The sequence below is a fragment of the Ureibacillus chungkukjangi genome (genome assembly GCF_003217295.1).
GTDB lineage: Bacteria > Bacillota > Bacilli > Bacillales_A > Planococcaceae > Ureibacillus > Ureibacillus chungkukjangi.
Genome location: NZ_QJTJ01000025.1, coordinates 1 through 16,019 on the forward strand (window position 1 = coordinate 1; position 16,019 = coordinate 16,019).

14 protein-coding genes are annotated in these 16,019 nt (G+C 36.3%); 5 read left to right on the plus strand and 9 right to left on the minus strand.

Annotated features, from left to right (window positions below; all coding sequences use genetic code 11):
* Nucleotides 1-118: 118 nt before the first annotated feature.
* Genes BJ095_RS14575 through BJ095_RS14585 form a run of 3 tightly spaced genes read right to left on the minus strand, consistent with a single transcriptional unit; the run spans nucleotide 119 to nucleotide 3,007 of the window.
* The gene (locus BJ095_RS14575; protein WP_107936619.1) at nucleotides 119-1,177 is read right to left on the minus strand and encodes a polysaccharide pyruvyl transferase family protein; all 1,059 of its coding nucleotides are present in this window, start codon (nucleotides 1,175-1,177) and stop codon (nucleotides 119-121) included.
* Nucleotides 1,174-2,316: a glycosyltransferase family 4 protein gene (locus BJ095_RS14580; protein ID WP_181418083.1), complete on the minus strand. Its 1,143-nt coding sequence runs from the start codon at nucleotides 2,314-2,316 to the stop codon at nucleotides 1,174-1,176. Before BJ095_RS14580 ends, BJ095_RS14575 begins: the two co-directional genes overlap by 4 nt.
* Nucleotides 2,309-3,007 (minus strand): glycosyltransferase family 2 protein, encoded by a 699-nt coding sequence (locus BJ095_RS14585; protein ID WP_107936615.1) that lies wholly within the window; start codon nucleotides 3,005-3,007, stop codon nucleotides 2,309-2,311. The genes BJ095_RS14580 and BJ095_RS14585 overlap by 8 nt, the downstream gene beginning before the upstream one ends.
* 170 nt (nucleotides 3,008-3,177) lie before the next feature.
* Here BJ095_RS14585 and BJ095_RS14590 point away from each other — a divergent pair, with 170 nt between their 5' ends.
* Nucleotides 3,178-3,354, plus strand: a complete 177-nt coding sequence (locus BJ095_RS14590) for a DUF2642 domain-containing protein (RefSeq protein WP_107936613.1) — start codon at nucleotides 3,178-3,180, stop codon at nucleotides 3,352-3,354.
* 17 nt (nucleotides 3,355-3,371) lie between these two features.
* On the plus strand, nucleotides 3,372-3,581 hold the full coding sequence (locus tag BJ095_RS14595) for a hypothetical protein (RefSeq protein ID WP_107936611.1): 210 nt from the start codon (nucleotides 3,372-3,374) through the stop codon (nucleotides 3,579-3,581).
* Between the two features lie 93 nt (nucleotides 3,582-3,674).
* On the opposite strand, the gene BJ095_RS14600 is transcribed toward BJ095_RS14595, so the two are convergent.
* From BJ095_RS14600 to BJ095_RS14610, 3 genes are all read right to left on the minus strand, one after another.
* Nucleotides 3,675-5,192, minus strand: coding sequence for a coproporphyrinogen III oxidase (locus tag BJ095_RS14600; RefSeq protein WP_107936609.1), 1,518 nt, complete (start codon nucleotides 5,190-5,192; stop codon nucleotides 3,675-3,677).
* 602 nt (nucleotides 5,193-5,794) lie between these two features.
* Complete coding sequence (locus BJ095_RS14605; RefSeq protein WP_107936627.1) at nucleotides 5,795-6,139, minus strand: YlbF family regulator; 345 nt, start codon at nucleotides 6,137-6,139, stop codon at nucleotides 5,795-5,797.
* 323 nt (nucleotides 6,140-6,462) lie between these two features.
* Complete coding sequence (locus BJ095_RS14610) at nucleotides 6,463-7,608, minus strand: DUF445 domain-containing protein (RefSeq protein ID WP_107936607.1); 1,146 nt, start codon at nucleotides 7,606-7,608, stop codon at nucleotides 6,463-6,465.
* 130 nt (nucleotides 7,609-7,738) lie between these two features.
* Here BJ095_RS14610 and BJ095_RS14615 point away from each other — a divergent pair, with 130 nt between their 5' ends.
* On the plus strand, nucleotides 7,739-7,948 hold the full coding sequence (locus BJ095_RS14615) for a YheE family protein (RefSeq protein ID WP_107936605.1): 210 nt from the start codon (nucleotides 7,739-7,741) through the stop codon (nucleotides 7,946-7,948).
* A gap of 72 nt (nucleotides 7,949-8,020) precedes the next feature.
* Here BJ095_RS14615 and BJ095_RS14620 read toward each other — a convergent pair whose 3' ends face one another.
* From BJ095_RS14620 to BJ095_RS14630, 3 genes are all read right to left on the minus strand, one after another.
* A complete protein-coding gene (locus BJ095_RS14620) occupies nucleotides 8,021-9,259 on the minus strand; it encodes an MFS transporter (RefSeq protein ID WP_235867672.1) in 1,239 nt (412 codons plus the stop codon).
* A 201-nt stretch (nucleotides 9,260-9,460) separates the two neighbouring features.
* A complete protein-coding gene (locus tag BJ095_RS14625) occupies nucleotides 9,461-11,194 on the minus strand; it encodes an ABC transporter ATP-binding protein (protein WP_107936601.1) in 1,734 nt (577 codons plus the stop codon).
* Nucleotides 11,191-12,936: an ABC transporter ATP-binding protein gene (locus BJ095_RS14630; protein ID WP_107936599.1), complete on the minus strand. Its 1,746-nt coding sequence runs from the start codon at nucleotides 12,934-12,936 to the stop codon at nucleotides 11,191-11,193. The genes BJ095_RS14625 and BJ095_RS14630 overlap by 4 nt, the downstream gene beginning before the upstream one ends.
* Before the next feature lie 646 nt (nucleotides 12,937-13,582).
* Here BJ095_RS14630 and BJ095_RS14635 point away from each other — a divergent pair.
* Together BJ095_RS14635 and BJ095_RS14640 are read left to right on the plus strand one after the other, a co-directional pair.
* Nucleotides 13,583-14,902, plus strand: coding sequence for a hemolysin family protein (locus tag BJ095_RS14635; protein ID WP_181418085.1), 1,320 nt, complete (start codon nucleotides 13,583-13,585; stop codon nucleotides 14,900-14,902).
* A gap of 191 nt (nucleotides 14,903-15,093) precedes the next feature.
* Nucleotides 15,094-15,993, plus strand: a complete 900-nt coding sequence (locus tag BJ095_RS14640) for a cation diffusion facilitator family transporter (RefSeq protein WP_107936595.1) — start codon at nucleotides 15,094-15,096, stop codon at nucleotides 15,991-15,993.
* Nucleotides 15,994-16,019: the final 26 nt, after the last annotated feature.

Consider the following 16,019-nt stretch of genomic DNA (forward strand, 5'->3'; position numbering starts at 1 on the left):
ATTTAAAAAAGCTGCCGCCTGCAAAATACAGACAGCAGCTTCAACAAGTTGCCTAGGCTCTTTTTCAAAATGTCCTTTACAAAGGGTACACTTTAAATATCGGAAGCCTCCTTAATTTTTATAGGTAACCATTCGTGAACAGTGACTCTAAAAGTGGGCTGTATTCCTTTTTAGTAGCTGTATATTGTTCTATAATCTTTGCTTCATCTTTCTCTATGATTGCTACCCGTTCCAATATTTCTTTAGTTAGCTGTTGGGAATCGGTCGACACGACTAAATGCTGTAATCCAAGTGATGCCGCATTATCAAATACTTTAAAGCGATAGCCCAATGCAATTGCTGGGACATTTGCTGTAAAGGATAAGTAATTTGCATGTAGTTTAAAGTTAATAGTTCCCATGCACTGTGATAATTTCTCCATAAGCTTTTTCTCTTTATAAAGATTCTTATCAAGAATTACATTTTGGGAATCATTTATTTTTTTGTATAATCTTTCACAATGTGGAATATCATTGCCCCACACGGTATATATCATAATTTTATATCCTGATTTGATCAGTTCTTTAGCTGCCATCACTAACTGATCCTCTACTTTTGCTTCATTTCCACCATATAAACGATTGAATGTAGTTCCCCAGTTGATGCCAATTATTTTTTCTTTTTTATTTGTCAGGTTCGGTTTTTTCAATAATAATCCTGGATCACCAATAATTTTTACTTTTTTCGCTTTTTCAGTACCTAGCATAATTTCAATAGCTTTTTTTGTTAATGGACCTCGAACTCCTACAAACGATGCTTTTTCGATTACTTCTTCTAGTACCTCTACATCCTTTTGCTTGAAGTTTTGCTCCATAGATTTTAACTGATTATTTTCTAATAAATCAAGATTTTTCTTTTCAATCCAGTCGATTCCTGAACCCCATATCGCTACTGGTTTTCCCTGATGCAATGCTTTTTGAAGAATTTGAAGATACCCCGGTAGTAAGAGAGAGCCGCCTCCTAATATGACCATATCATATTTTTCAAGACTTTTAAGATCGACTCCCGGTACAGAGGGGGTAATTTCAAACTCCTTTACATCTAAAAACTCTCCGCATTTCTCTTTAAAAATGTTCCACAATAATTCATCACCTAAATTATTGAAGCCAATCCAGCCAATATACAGGAGATTTTTCAACTTCCATTCCCTCCTTTCACCGTTTCGGAGTAAATTTTCACTATATCAATAGCTACTTTTTTAATATTAAATTTTTCTTCTACTATTTCATGAGTTTCGAGACCGTTTTTCTTTAAATATTCTTTATCCTGTAAAACTCGCTTTAGATTATCTCTCAATACATGTCTACTGCAAGGAGATTTCGAATCATGGTCTCCAAAATAATACTCCCACGCCTCATCAAAATTGTCCTTTGTGACAGCGCCAAAGTAACCATGATTACCAGCTGTTATAACCGTTTTTGCTGAAGCCATTGCCTCTAAAGCTACACGTCCTGTTCCAACCACACAATCTGCCATTGAATAATAAGCATGCATATCCCTCTGTTCCCCTACGATATGAATGAATGACACCTTGCACAGTTTTTCAATATAATGTGCCAATACTCTTATATCATTTAACTTATTGCCATCACCGACAACAACGAGATGAAGATTGGGAATAGGATTTAATTTCAAATCCTTGCAGGCTCTTAGCAGCATTGAACAAACATTCGCTTTAGCCCACGCTATCCTGCTTGCATATAAAACAACTACAGATTCTTTAGGTATTTTCAAAACTTTTTTTAGCTCTTCCGTTGATCGATTCACCGAATATGCCTCTATATCAATACCATTCGGTACCAGCTTAATATTTTTTGCTCCAAATGACTTTATATACTCGCATAAAGGTGGGCTAACACAAATAATAGTATCCGAATATTTCAGTAGCATGCGAATTTCCTGTTCGGGATAATAGGTTCCATGTACTGTAAAAACTGTTGCAATCCTCTTATTCTTCGCAGCCTTCCCCGTTAAGTAGCCTGAAGGAGTTTGATGAAAGTGAGCTACAGAAATTTTTTCAGATTCAATTATATCTTCTATTTTCCTCAGTAATTTTGCTTCATCGCTCTTTTCGAGAGTTAGGGTGCGTGGAAAATCAATATGATGAATCGGGCAGTTCAAAGCTTCAAAGGAACTAATCAAGCTTCCTTCTTTTCTTGCCGCAATTGAAACATAGACATTTTTTTTTATTAGCTCCTTTGCTAATGACAATATGTGAGTTTCTGTACCCCCTACATATAAAGCATCAACGACAAGTAAGACCCTTTCATTATCCACGTTTTTCACTTCCATAGAATTGTTTAGACCGTTGTTTATCATGGGTGCGATAGAAATACAATGCTTCTTTTAAGTTATCTATCTTAAGATTGGCATTTAAGAATTTTACGATAAATTCATAATCCTCTGCCCCAGTGATTCTCCGAGTTGGTCCCCCAACTATATCAAAAATCTTTCCCCTAAAAAGAATTGTTCCATGACAGATACAGTGCTTACCAGCAGCATAAACTTTTCGGATAGAATCATAGCCATAATGCAGCCAGTTAGCTTCTTTGCCATTATCCTCTTTATTTTCACTAATCAATTGATAATTCGTACCTATTAAATCATAATCCGTATTCTTCAACATAAAGTCTATTTGTTTCTCAAAGCGAGAAGGATGTGAAATATCATCTGCATCGTTAACTGCAATATATTCACCAGAGCTCATAAAATATCCGATAGTAAGGGCACCAGCAAACCCTGTATTTACTGGAAGGTTACATATAATAATGGGGAAAGAAGGATTTGATGTTTTTATCCACTTTTCCACTACGCTTTTTGTATTATCAGTAGATGCATCGTTTACTAAAATTACTTCCATATTTTTATAGGTTTGAGATAATAGGCCGTTTAAGCACTCTTCAATATATAGAGATGCATTATAAATTGGTACTACAACGCTAATTAACCCTTCTTTTCTTTTTTTCACCTATATCACCTCCTTTGTTAAACTATGAAATTTCTATCAAATTATCTGTGCGAAATACTCAATTCTATAAAATTTTAGAGAAAAGATAGATAAAATAAGCCATTAACCCAAACATTTCAACTCTATTAAACATATACTTCTTACAGATTGACTAAGAAAGGAGATTAACAATGTTGCAAATTGGTTTAGCTCTTAAAGCGTTAGAAGGCTCAGATGTTGAGATCTTAACAGAATACTCTAGTGTCACTGGAGTATTAGTTGAAGTCAAACCAACTTATATTGTTTTAAGATCAAGTTCTGATCTATTTTATATCCCACTAGTAAGTATTCTAAGTTTTGCAAATTAAAATAGGAGGTGTTTAAATTGTTCGCAAGTTTACTATCTCTTCAGTTACGTACTCTAATAAATCAACCTATCAGAGTTGCTGTTGGCGAAACTCTATTTACAGGAACACTGTTATCAATTAGTGGTAACATCTTAACCTTAACTGAATCCACTGATTCATATGAAAGAGCTACAAGAAGGATTTCAGTGAACCTAAGACAGGTAAGCTTTATTCAAGTATCTGCTTAATAAAGCTGCAAAAGGACCGGAAAAAATTCATGTCCGGTCCCTTTTTTATGCAATATAAAAAGGCAGAGGTTTTTTTGTTCCTCTGCCTTAAATCTATTGTTTTACTTGTGTGTTATATAATTCATTTAACATTTCTACTTTTTTCTCTATTGCTTCTTCAAAAGTCATAATATATGCAGCTGGGTCCTTTGGATTGTGGAACTGCGTGATTTTCCCTGATGTAGGATTTACAAATTTAGTGGAAGCACCACAACCAATTCCTAAAATCGTTTGAACCTCCTCCATAATAACAATATTATAGATACTTTCTTCACTTGGTTTACAATACCCAACGTTCTCTAAGTTACCTAAAATGTTTTTCTGGCGATATAAGTAATAAGGAACATAGCCATTTTCTTTCGTCCAGCTACTAGCCATATCCATCATTTTCGTTACTGTATCGCGATCAGCGACTTTATATTTATCTTTATTATGCGTCATTTCAGATGCACGTTTAAATGACAATGTATGAACAGTTAGTGATTCTGGCTGCATTTTAGCACTTTCGTCTAAAGAATGCTGGAATTCTTCAATCCCTTCGTTCGGAAGTCCAATGATTAAGTCCATATTGATATTATTCATTCCCGACTCTCTCGATAACCAGAACTTTTCGATTGTTTCCTGAACTGTGTGGTGACGACCGATTGCTTTTAAGGTTTCATCAGTATAGCTTTGTGGATTCACTGAGATTCTGTCGATTCCCCATTTTTTCAATACTTCAATCTTCTCTGGCGTAATTGTGTCAGGTCTACCAGCTTCAACAGTGATTTCACGAATCTTCTCTGGATTTGGGAATGCTTCGAACATTGTTTTATATAAGGCATCCATTTCATCGGCTTCAATTGATGTCGGAGTACCTCCACCCCAATAGACAGAAGTAATATTCATATTGTTGTCTTTTAACCATTTCCCCATTGCTCGAATTTCGATATGCAATCCATCGATAAACGATTCCACACGTCCTGCTTTACGATTACTTTGAATTGCATAAGCCGGGAAAGTACAATAAGCGCATTTAGTCGGACAGAATGGGACACCAATATATACAGAAATCTCTTTTCCTAATTCGTCTAGGTCTGGAATTGTAATCAGCTGACGTTTCACAATTTCACTCATTAGCGCAATTTTGGAATCGGAAATTCGGAAGTCTTTCTTTAAGATTGCATAAATTTCTTCATCACTCTTACCTTGTTTACGGTAATTATGGTAAAGCTTTGTTGGACGCACACCAGTTAAAATGCCCCATTGCTGTATCATACCTGTAAACTGTTCAAGTACATCTAGCATGACGTGAGAAAGAGCACGCTTCATGCGAATTCCTTGTTCCTTTTCCGTGCCTTCTGTTTCATAATGAATAGAATAATTGCTTGTATATTTTTGACCATCTACTGTTAAGTTACAGGCAGTATGGATTGTATAATCTTCGTCAATAGAGTGCTGGAAACGGAAAGATAGCTCAGCATCCTCTGCTGACACAACAATCTTAGAGTCTTCATAAAACAAATTCGCAATATGATTTAAAACGCGATTCCAATCCTCTTTAAACACTTCATTTATTTCAATTTTTTTCATCACTTGTGTCTCTCTTCCCTATTAATTTCACAATCCTGTTAACAACAAAGGAGAAATTACTCTAGAGCGAGTAATTGCACTGAATTTCAAACGTTAATTATAACACGTCTCTTTAATATAACAAATGATGTAGAGGAAGGATAATAATTTTGATTTTTATTGTCACAAATTAAAACATTACTAATAAAAATTTTAATATAGTGTTGGTTGGTGCGCTATCCAAGAGGCCAACACGATGTTGGTCATGGGAGCGATGTCGCAAGGACGCGACGTTCTCGCACCCCACACAAGCCGCAGAGCCAACTTGTTGTCTCTACGACTTGTCTTTGGGGCCAACACGACGTTGGTCATGCTGCCAATGCAACACGATGTTGCGATTTTGGCAGCTGCTTTTGTGAAGGTCTAGCTCACATTGAAACTACTTCTAAGTTTTCTGGATATATTACGCAGCTTACGTGGTAGGCTGCGTATTCTAAATTAGATATCTTTCTGGATATTATGGTAATAGAATTGTTTCTCATTTTCCCATTCCTGAACTCCACTACTAAAATGTTCAAAAAAATCCCAAAAGCTAAATTTTAGCTCTTGGGATTTTAAGGTTGTTATAGTCCGTCGTATAGAGATTGGATTGGTTGGACTAGGATGCGGTTTACTTCTTCGATTACTTTGCTTAGTGCCATTTCTGCTTCTAGCATTGCTAGGATCGTTGGGCTTGATTGGGCTAGCTGAGCTGTTTTTTGTGCGTGTAGCAGCTCGTCTTCAAGTAACTGTTCACCGTTCATTTGTTTTTGTTGCAGCTTCATTTGTACGTCACGGAAGTTAGCAAATAGCACTCTTGCCTCTTCGTCTGCACGAACTGCTTCAACAGAATCCTTTAAAACTTTGAATTCGTCTGTTTGACGCATAGTTGCTTCTAATTTGTTAATGTCATTGTAAATGTTGATCAAAATTTTACCCACTCTCATTTTTATTTTCGCTCTTGTATATGATGCATTCTTGATTTTTGTTTAGGTAGGAGATGTCTGATAAGCGAAGAAATTTCGGTTATTGTGTATTTAGAGCACTTTAGAAGCAATATAAAGGGAAAATTTCCTGTTAACTGCTTCAAATGAGTCAAAATCTAGGGATTTAGCTACAATAACCGAAAAAACTTCCTTTATTTTCAAGAAAATCAAGGTATTCTCCAATTTAACCGGAATTTTTCCTTTTATTTCACACACCAACATACCCACATCCCACAAAAAATCAACATTCATCTATAACAGAGCTATTAATTTAATAGGAAGACAATTAAACCCTGTACAATACCTATTAATCCACCTAAAACTGCTCCTAAAATGGTAATCATTTTTAATTCCTTTGAAGCGATGCTTAGTACTAGCTCCTCCAATTTCTCCAATGGGAAGGAATCCACTTGTTCACGAACTACCTCATCTAAATTTAAACGATTTACTACATCTTCAAGCTTGTTTTTAGCTTCTTTAAAGCCTTTCTCTACTAATTTTGGTAGTAAATCATGCTTTACATAGTCATTACCTTGTGGCCAATAGTGGCGAATCGGCTGATTTAAATGCTCACGAATGTTCAGCTCTTTTTTCGCGTAACCCTTGATATTACTTAGGATTGAATCAAAATCTACTTCCTCCAAGTAATTCATAATTGGCTGCTGCTTTAACTTATCCCATTCCTGGGAGATGATATTAACTAATAAATGCTTTGTTCCAGGTGCTTTTAGGAAATTGATTAGCTCTCGTTGAATTTTCGTAACTATTGATGCTGAGTCACCTAAAAACATTTGAATCATTCCACCGAAGGAGCCTTTAGAGCCCAAGAAATCATCCATCATGTTTTTAATAGTTGCTTCGCCTTTTGGAGAAAGGAAATACTCTTCCCCTTTTTCTAAAATATAAGTCACAACCTCAGGGATTTTTCTATCAATTACCTCATGAACATTACTTGGCAGTAAAGCATCGATTGATTTTGTTGATAAAGTATTTCTCATTGAATGGAATTGCTTTTCAATAATCACATCTACTCTTTGCTCAATTGTGTCAGGTAATTGCTCAAATCCGCCCTGTTTGAGCCAATCATAAATTGTCTTTTCATCTGTAAAGAGCGTACCTTCAATTTTCTTTCCGGCAAATTCCAAAACTGTGGATTTAATATCCTCATTAAAAAGCTTTTTACGAAACACCTCAGGAGTGAGTAAATAATTCCTTACTGTTATACCAATTTGCTTTGATAATTCCTGACGTCTTTTTGGAATGAGGCCAGGAGTGAATGGCAAACGCCACTTTTTAAGATAGATTGCATTGTAAGGTCGGAATAGCATTTTAATGGCTAAAAAGTTTGTAAAGCCACCAATAATTGCACCGACAATTGCCATAAAGATTATGGTAATCACTGCATTTTCCATTTAAATCCTCTCATTTCTTTCAAACTCGTACCTATTATATCAGAGTCAGGTCCTATAAAGAAATGTTAGCCATTCCTCCTAACTTTTAGTACGATTAACTTATGTTGAAAGTTTCAGGAAGGGGATATGTATGATTCAGCATTTTAACTTTAAGCCTTTGTTCGAAAATAATTTACTGCCGGGGTGGGCAATTTCGTTTTACTATAAACAGCAATTATATAAAGCTGAATATAAAAAAGATGGGAAAATCGTTTGGATTGGAGAAAAGCCTTTAGACAACGACCTGGCTACCGTCGAAAAAATGATTCACGAGCTTATGCTTTTCCATGTCTATGATTGATGATAAAAACTATACTTTCCTAAATACAAAAAAGCGAGTTCGACTTAGTGAACTCGCTTTTTTCTATACCCGTTATGATTCTTCCTTCACCTTATACTTCCTACTAAATACTAAATAGAAATAAGTTGAAGCTACTAAATAGATACAGCCTGTTATTGAGAACGTGTATGCGTAACCCCAATAGTTCCCATAGGTTGTAACAAGCCATGCAGCTGGAAGCCCCATCGTTGCCCATCCAATATTGAACACCATTTGACTAACTGAATTGGCAAGGCCCTTATATTTGTTGTGAACCACATCCATTGCGATGGCACTTTGAATTGGGTTCCCTGCATTCATCAGCGCCTGTCGCATTAAAAACCCAATTGAAGCAATAAGCAACGAATTTGTAAAAGCCGTTAAAAACAGGAACGGAATCGATAGTAATTGAAAAATAACTAATGCACGAACCTTTCCTACCCTTTTTACAAGCAAGGGACCAATCAGCATTGCAACTGCTGTCATGGCTGATCCTAAAGCAATAATTAACCCGACATAGGAATTTGACGCATCAAAGCGATTCGCAAAATATAGGTTCAAATATGGGATAACTAGCCCTGACCCGGTACCGATTAGTAAGTTGGCAATTCCGAATAAGACAATCATGCCAAAGTTCTTTTTAAAGCTACTATCCTCCGAGTCCTCCATCTCTTTAGGAGACTTTAGTAATCTACCCTGTGATTCGTTTTCTGACTTAGTAGTACTAAGGGATAATAGAGGCAGCAAACCGAAGGCGAAAATTACCGCTCCTAAAAGCAAGGAGCTTCTGATACTCTCAACTGCTCCGATATTGAAAATATGCTGAAATCCATCAGATACAAGCCCGCCAAGTAAGTTCCCGATTACATTTGCAACCGTGACGATTGCAAAATGGATGCTGAACAAATTCATTCTTTCAGTTGGTTTTGAATTCTCCGCTAAAAATGGAACACCAGAAACCTGAACAAATGCCCATACAATCCCTGTCAAAAAGGCAAATATCAAAATCGGCTGTTCAACCGAAACAATACTCCTCCCAAAGAGCATAATGGCAGAAACAAATGTACCGACTAGTAAAATGGATTTCCGCCCGATACGATCACTTATAATCCCTGCAGGCACTAACATCAAAGCAGTAGCTAATGAAGTGATTGAAATGACACTACCATTAACTGCCTCTGAATAACCTAACTCACGTATGTAAAGATTGTACATTACACCAAATACACCCATCCCAATTTGAATGAGTATATTGCCAAGCATAAATAATTTTATGTTCCTATTAAAGGACATAATATTAGAGAGCCAATCTCTGAGTCTTTTATACATGGCACAATCACCACTTCCCGCACTTTATTTCGTCACCCTAAATATACGGGTTGCGTTATAGATAGGCAATAGTAATTTCGATATATTTAAAAATTTCTAACATCTTCATGACAGAAAAAAGCTGGCCCAAGTAATCTGGACCAACTCCCTTTTTCTAAGATTTATTTAACTCAATGCTCCCGCTTGCAGACGATACATTGTTTCGTACCTTCCACCTAAAGCAACTAATTCTTCATGTGTACCGCGCTCAACAATTTTCCCTTTGTCTAATACAAGAATTTGATCGGCATTCTTAATAGTAGATAAACGGTGAGCGATAATAAAGGTCGTTCTTCCTTTTTTTAACACTTCCATTGCATGCTGGATAATTTCCTCAGTCTCAGTATCAATATTGGAAGTTGCTTCATCCAATATTAAAATTGCTGGGTCAAAAGCCAATGCCCGTGCAAATGATATTAACTGACGCTGACCAGAGGAAAGTGTACTTCCCTTCTCAATTACAGGCTCATCTAATCCCTTTTCAAGATTCTTTAGTACACGGTCTCCCCCAACTGCTTCAAGAGCTTTTTCAACAGTTTCTCTTGAAATACGCGGGTCTTTTAAACTCACATTTGTTTCAATCGTCCCTGTAAATAAATACGGATCCTGTAGAACGATTCCCATATGCTCTCGGAAGGATTGTCGCGAAATCGATAAAATATTTTTGCCATCAATGATGATTTTTCCCTTTTGAGGATCATAAAAGCGGAACAATAGGTTCATTATCGAGCTTTTCCCTGAACCGGTATGACCAACAAGGGCAATCGTTTCACCTTTTTTGGCTGAGAAGTTGATATTCTTCAATACATATTCATCGTCCTTATAGGCAAAGGATACATTTTCGAACTCTACATTTCCTTCATAGCGCGGAATGGATTCCTCACTCACAGGCTCTCCTTTGCGATCAAGTAGCTCAAACACACGAGAACCCGCTACTAAAGAACGTTCCAATTGTGAAAATTGATTGACGATATTTACAATCGGACCAAATAATCGCGTTATATAATCCACGAAGGCGTAAAGAGTCCCTGCTGTAATTACTTCTGTTGTTGTCATTGACTGTGTACCAAAATAGTAAATAAACACGACAAAGAACAATAATCTTAAAACATGCACTAGGTTGAATGATGTTGCAGAATCTAAGAATAATAGCTTTCTTTGATATTCATAATGCTCATTATTCATCTCAGCAAACTCATCTTTCATTTGCTTCTCACGCTTGAACGCTTGAATAATTGTCATTCCTTGAATCGATTCGTTGATCATTGCGTTAATATCTGCAATTTTCGTACGCACAACATGATTATACTGAGAAGCATATTTTCGATAAGCTACCATCCAGATATAAATCACTGGCACAACGATTAAGGCGACAAGTGCCATCTTAACATTCAAGATAAAGAGCGCTACATAAACTCCCAGAATCGAGATGAAGCTCGTCACAAATTGAGATAGCACCTGAACATATAAATTATGAATTGCTTCGGTGTCATTTGTTACACGAGCAACAATTTTCCCAGCAGGTAAATTATCAAAGTAATCGATGGACATTGTTTGGATATGACCAAAGACATCTTTACGAAGCTTTTGAATAATGCGGTTCGCTCCGATTTGTAAATAGATAAACATAAAATAACGTAGTATTGCCGTTGCAATTGATAACACGAAAAACACAATTAGTAGATTTACTATCGGCTGCAAGTCAATTGACCCTGGCGTCATATAATTATCAATAATATGCTTCGCAATGAACGGTCCAGCTAAATCCGTCAAAACTGCAAGTGTTAATAATGCTAATCCTATAAAGATTGGCTTTTTGAAATACATTGCATAGTTGAATAAACGTTTACTAGTACTCATTCGCTAGGCACCTCCTCTAGCTGTTGGCGATCATACTGTTCCTTGTACCAGCCTTGTTTTTGAAGGAGCTCCTCATGGGTTCCTTCTTCCATTATTTGTCCCTCATCTAATACGATAATTTGATCTGCATGCTGGACAGCAGACAAACGATGGGTCGTAATAATAGTAGTTTTTCCTTTTCTCACATGACCGATATTCTCTATAATTTTCGCTTCAGTTTTAGCATCTACCGCAGATAATGAATCATCTAAAATAAGGATTTCTGGATTCTTAATCATGGCACGAGCAATCGACACACGTTGCTTCTGCCCTCCAGAAAGAGAAATCCCCTTTTCTCCAACTAAAGTTTCCAGCCCCAATGGTAGATTCTTTAAATCATTTTCAAAATACGCAAGCCGAACTGCCTCATCAATTTCTTCACTTGTCGCATCTTCTTTTCCGAATAAGATGTTTTCTCGAATGGTCCTTGAGAATAGCACATGATCTTGAGGAACATAGCCAATCCATTCAAGCAGCTGTTCTTTTGTTAGCTTTGCAATATCGACATCTCCAACAGTAAATTGACCTTCAGCTAGTGGGTATTCCTTTAGTAATTGCTTTACAAAGGTTGTTTTACCAGCACCGGTCTTCCCTACGATTCCAAGTGTTTGGCCTCGTTTTACATGCAAGGAAATATTCTGCAGGTTTTTCATTTGAGACAAAGGATATTGGAATGTAAAATCATCAAACCCAAGAGATGTTGGATATTGAACATTACCAGGCTCTTTTGGATTTTTTACATCCTGCTCATAATCTAAAGTCGCTTGAACACGGTCAAGCGACGCATTCCCTTGCTGCATGACATTTATCAATTCACCAATTGCTATCATTGGCCAAACCGCTAAGCCTAAATAAACATTAAATGTAACTAGCTGCCCAACTGTCATTTCACCATTTGATACTAAGAAAGATCCATACCCAAGAGCTACAACATAACTAACCCCGGTACCTACTTTTGTAATTGGACCAAATAATGCATTGATTTTGGCAACATGGATATTTTTCTGATAAACTTCCTCACTCATATCAGCAAAGCGTTTTTCATCCTTCTTTTCTTGTACATAAGCACGAATTACTCGAACACCTGCAACGGATTCCAGTACATTATCATTTAAATCACCAAAAGAATCCTGTGCCTTCATATAACGTTCATGTACGATTTTTCCAAAATACTGCATAAGTACGGCCATAATCGGAATCGGAAGCATAGAGAAAATAGTCAGCTTCCATGATATTAAGAATCCCATCGCTAAAATAATGGCACCCATATAAATCGTAGAATCGAATAACGTCATAATTCCGAACCCTGCTGTTAATGAAACAGCATTTAAATCATTGGTGGCACGAGCCATTAAATCTCCCGTACGATTCTTCTCATAAAAGGTCGGTGTCATCCTTAAAAATTGATACATTAGTTTCTTTCTTAAAATTCTTTCTAACGATAATGCGCCACCAAACAACTGATATTGCCATGTAAAATTAATCATATAACCGAATACAATTATCAGCCCAAGCCATAGCAAATAATTACTTAAAGAATCAGATGTCATTGTACCAAGGGCAATATCATCAATCGCTACCCCTATAATCCATGGCGGTACTACTTCTATAACATTAGCAACTGTTAATAAAACAACTGCGATCAAATACCTTTTCCAATAAGCTTTAAAAAACCACTTTAATTTAAACATTACTTCAAACATTTAAGCACCTTCTCCTAATTTACTATTCAACTTCACTATCCACTATCTGTACACTCTCTTTTTAACAACTTTCTAGTGAAACGACTTTTCATAATACTCTCTCCTTTTCCATAATTTTCTAGCCGCGCACAAAAAAAATACACCTATCCTCCTGTGAGATAGGTGCTCATAGAAAAAGGATACAAGTATCCAATACCTGTATCCCCTCATTACTTTTATGCGCGTCCTTTATAAATATAAGAAAGCTTGAGGTAGGCTTGGATTATCGTATTTAATTGCTGGCGGCAAAATGTTTTTAATTTTCATAATCCTAACCTCCTTTTCTAATATTTATAATTTACATATAAATCGTAGCATATCCATTTTTTGAAAGTCAACAATTTTTAGAAAATAGAAATATTTTAACATAGCTTTACAATCAACGTGTCTATTCTATGATTTTAGTAAAGCAAAAATGTCATAAAATATTAAAATATTCTTTAAGACAAATTTGTAGTCACTATTTGTATTTTCCTCATAAATATTTTATCATTGTATTATTCAATCATTTTTTATTATAGGAGGTGTACTCTTTGTTCGCACCCCTCATTCGGGCGAGGAACAAAGATAGTATTTGGACGTAGACATAGTAGAGTTAACCATTAAGTTGGCAGCATTTTTCTTGTTAATTGCTGCTACGGCATTTTTTGTTGCAACTGAGTTTGCAATCGTAAAAGTAAGAACTACTCGTATCGATCAATTAGTTGCAGAGGGCAACAAAAAAGCAATGAAAGCTAAAAAGGTTGTATCAAATTTAGATGAGTATCTATCTGCCTGCCAGTTAGGTATTACCATTACAGCCCTAGGTTTAGGTTGGTTAGGTGAACCTACATTTGAGCTGATTTTACATCCTTTATTTGAACTGATGAATTTAGACGCAACGCTATCTTCACTGCTTTCATTCATTATTGCGTTTATGTTTGTTACGTATTTACACGTTGTCGTAGGAGAGTTAACACCAAAAACGTTTGCCATTGTAAAATCAGAAGAGCTTACCTTGAACCTAGCAGGACCAATAATGGTATTTTACAAGGTAATGTATCCATTTATCCGTACTCTAAATGGCTCTGCACGTGCATTAACAGGTCTATTTGGCCTTAAATTGGCATCTGAATCTGATGTAGCTCATTCTGAAGAAGAACTTCGTATTATCCTAACAGATAGTTATAAAGGCGGAGAGATTAATCATTCTGAATACGAATATGTAAATAGTATTTTCGAATTCTCTGACCGTACAGCGAAGGAAATTATGGTACCTCGAACTGAAATTGTTAGTCTTGAAAAAGACTTAACAGTAAAAGAAGTATTTGAAGTAATGGGGGTAGAACAATATACTCGTTACCCTATCACTGATGGAGACAAGGACCACGTCATCGGCTTAGTAAATCTTAAGCATTTACTTACTGCCTATATAAAAAATCCTGCAAACGGTAACAAGCCTGTAGTTGATTATATGCAGCCAGTCATCCGTGTGTTTGAGACAGTTCCAATTAGTGATTTATTACTGAAAATACAAAGTGAACGAATTCATATGGCGATCCTAATGGATGAATATGGTGGAACATCTGGTCTAGTTACAATTGAAGACATTATCGAAGAAATTGTTGGTGATATTCAAGATGAATTTGACGAGGATGAAATACCAGAAATACAAGAAATTAGTGATAACCATTACATCTTAGATGCTAAATTGTTAGTTGACGAAGTAAATGATATGTTAGGTATTACGATTGATGATGAAGATGTTGATACCATTGGTGGTTGGTTCTTAACGAAACGATTCGATGCTGTCGAAGGCGATAGCTTCGATTTCGAAGGCTATGAATTCAAAATTAAAGAATCAGACGGCCATCATATTCTTTACATTGAAATAACAAAACTACCTGAGTCAGAAGAATCTGATCAAGTAGAAGAATCAGAAGAATAATTAATGCCAAAATAATGAGTATGTCTCAAAAGTTTAATCATTCAACTTTTGGGACATTACTTTTTATGAAAGCATTGAGAACTGATTTTTGTAACTAACTAAAGCTTGGGTTGCAAAAAACGGAGCCGTCTCATTTCAAAAGAGACGGCTCTGTTTTGTCTTGTTCTAAAGTTTTGCCAGGAGGAAACATTGTGGAGCTATATACAAATTTACGAGCTGGGGAAAAAGGTGCTTGGCTATCTATTGGTACCTATTTAATCCTGAGCTCCATAAAACTAACAATCGGATATTTTGGACACTCAGACGCATTAAAAGCAGACGGACTAAATAATACAACAGACATTATTGCTTCGATTGCCGTCCTAATTGGTTTACGAATTTCTCAACGACCACCGGATTCCAATCACCCATATGGACATCTACGTGCAGAAACAATCGCTTCCTTAATTGCATCTTTTATCATGATGATGGTAGGTTTACAGGTTCTCCTTAGTTCACTCATGAATTTATGGAACCCTATTCGGGAAACACCCTCCTCTTTAACTGCCTATGTAGCATTAGGGAGTGCAATAGTCATGTATGGTGTTTATCGTTACAATTTGGCCCTTTCAAAAAGAATCAATAGCTCCGCAGTAAAAGCAGCAGCCTACGATAATCGATCCGATGCACTGGTAAGTATCGGTACAGCCATCGGGATATTCGGGGCAATCATTGGATTTTCGATTATCGATACAATAACAGCAGTAGTCGTGGCCATCATTATCATAAAAACAGCTATTGAAATCTTCTGGGAGGCTGTTCAAACATTATCAGACAGCTTCAACATAGAGGAAGCCGAAACATTATCAGTATTAATAAATAATGTTGCTGGTGTGATAGATCTAGTCGACGTTAAAGGTAGGTCTCATGGAAATGTCAGCTTTATAGATGTTACTGTAACTGTAAACCCCCATTTAGATGTCCGGCAAAGCCATGAAATTACTGAAAAAATTGAGTCAACAGTGAAAAAGTTTAATCCCTATTGTATGGTATTTGTCCATATCGAGCCACATGAGCTGCCAACAGCCACCGATGAGGATTATCATTTCTAAGTTAATATTAAAGTGTGCAGCTTACA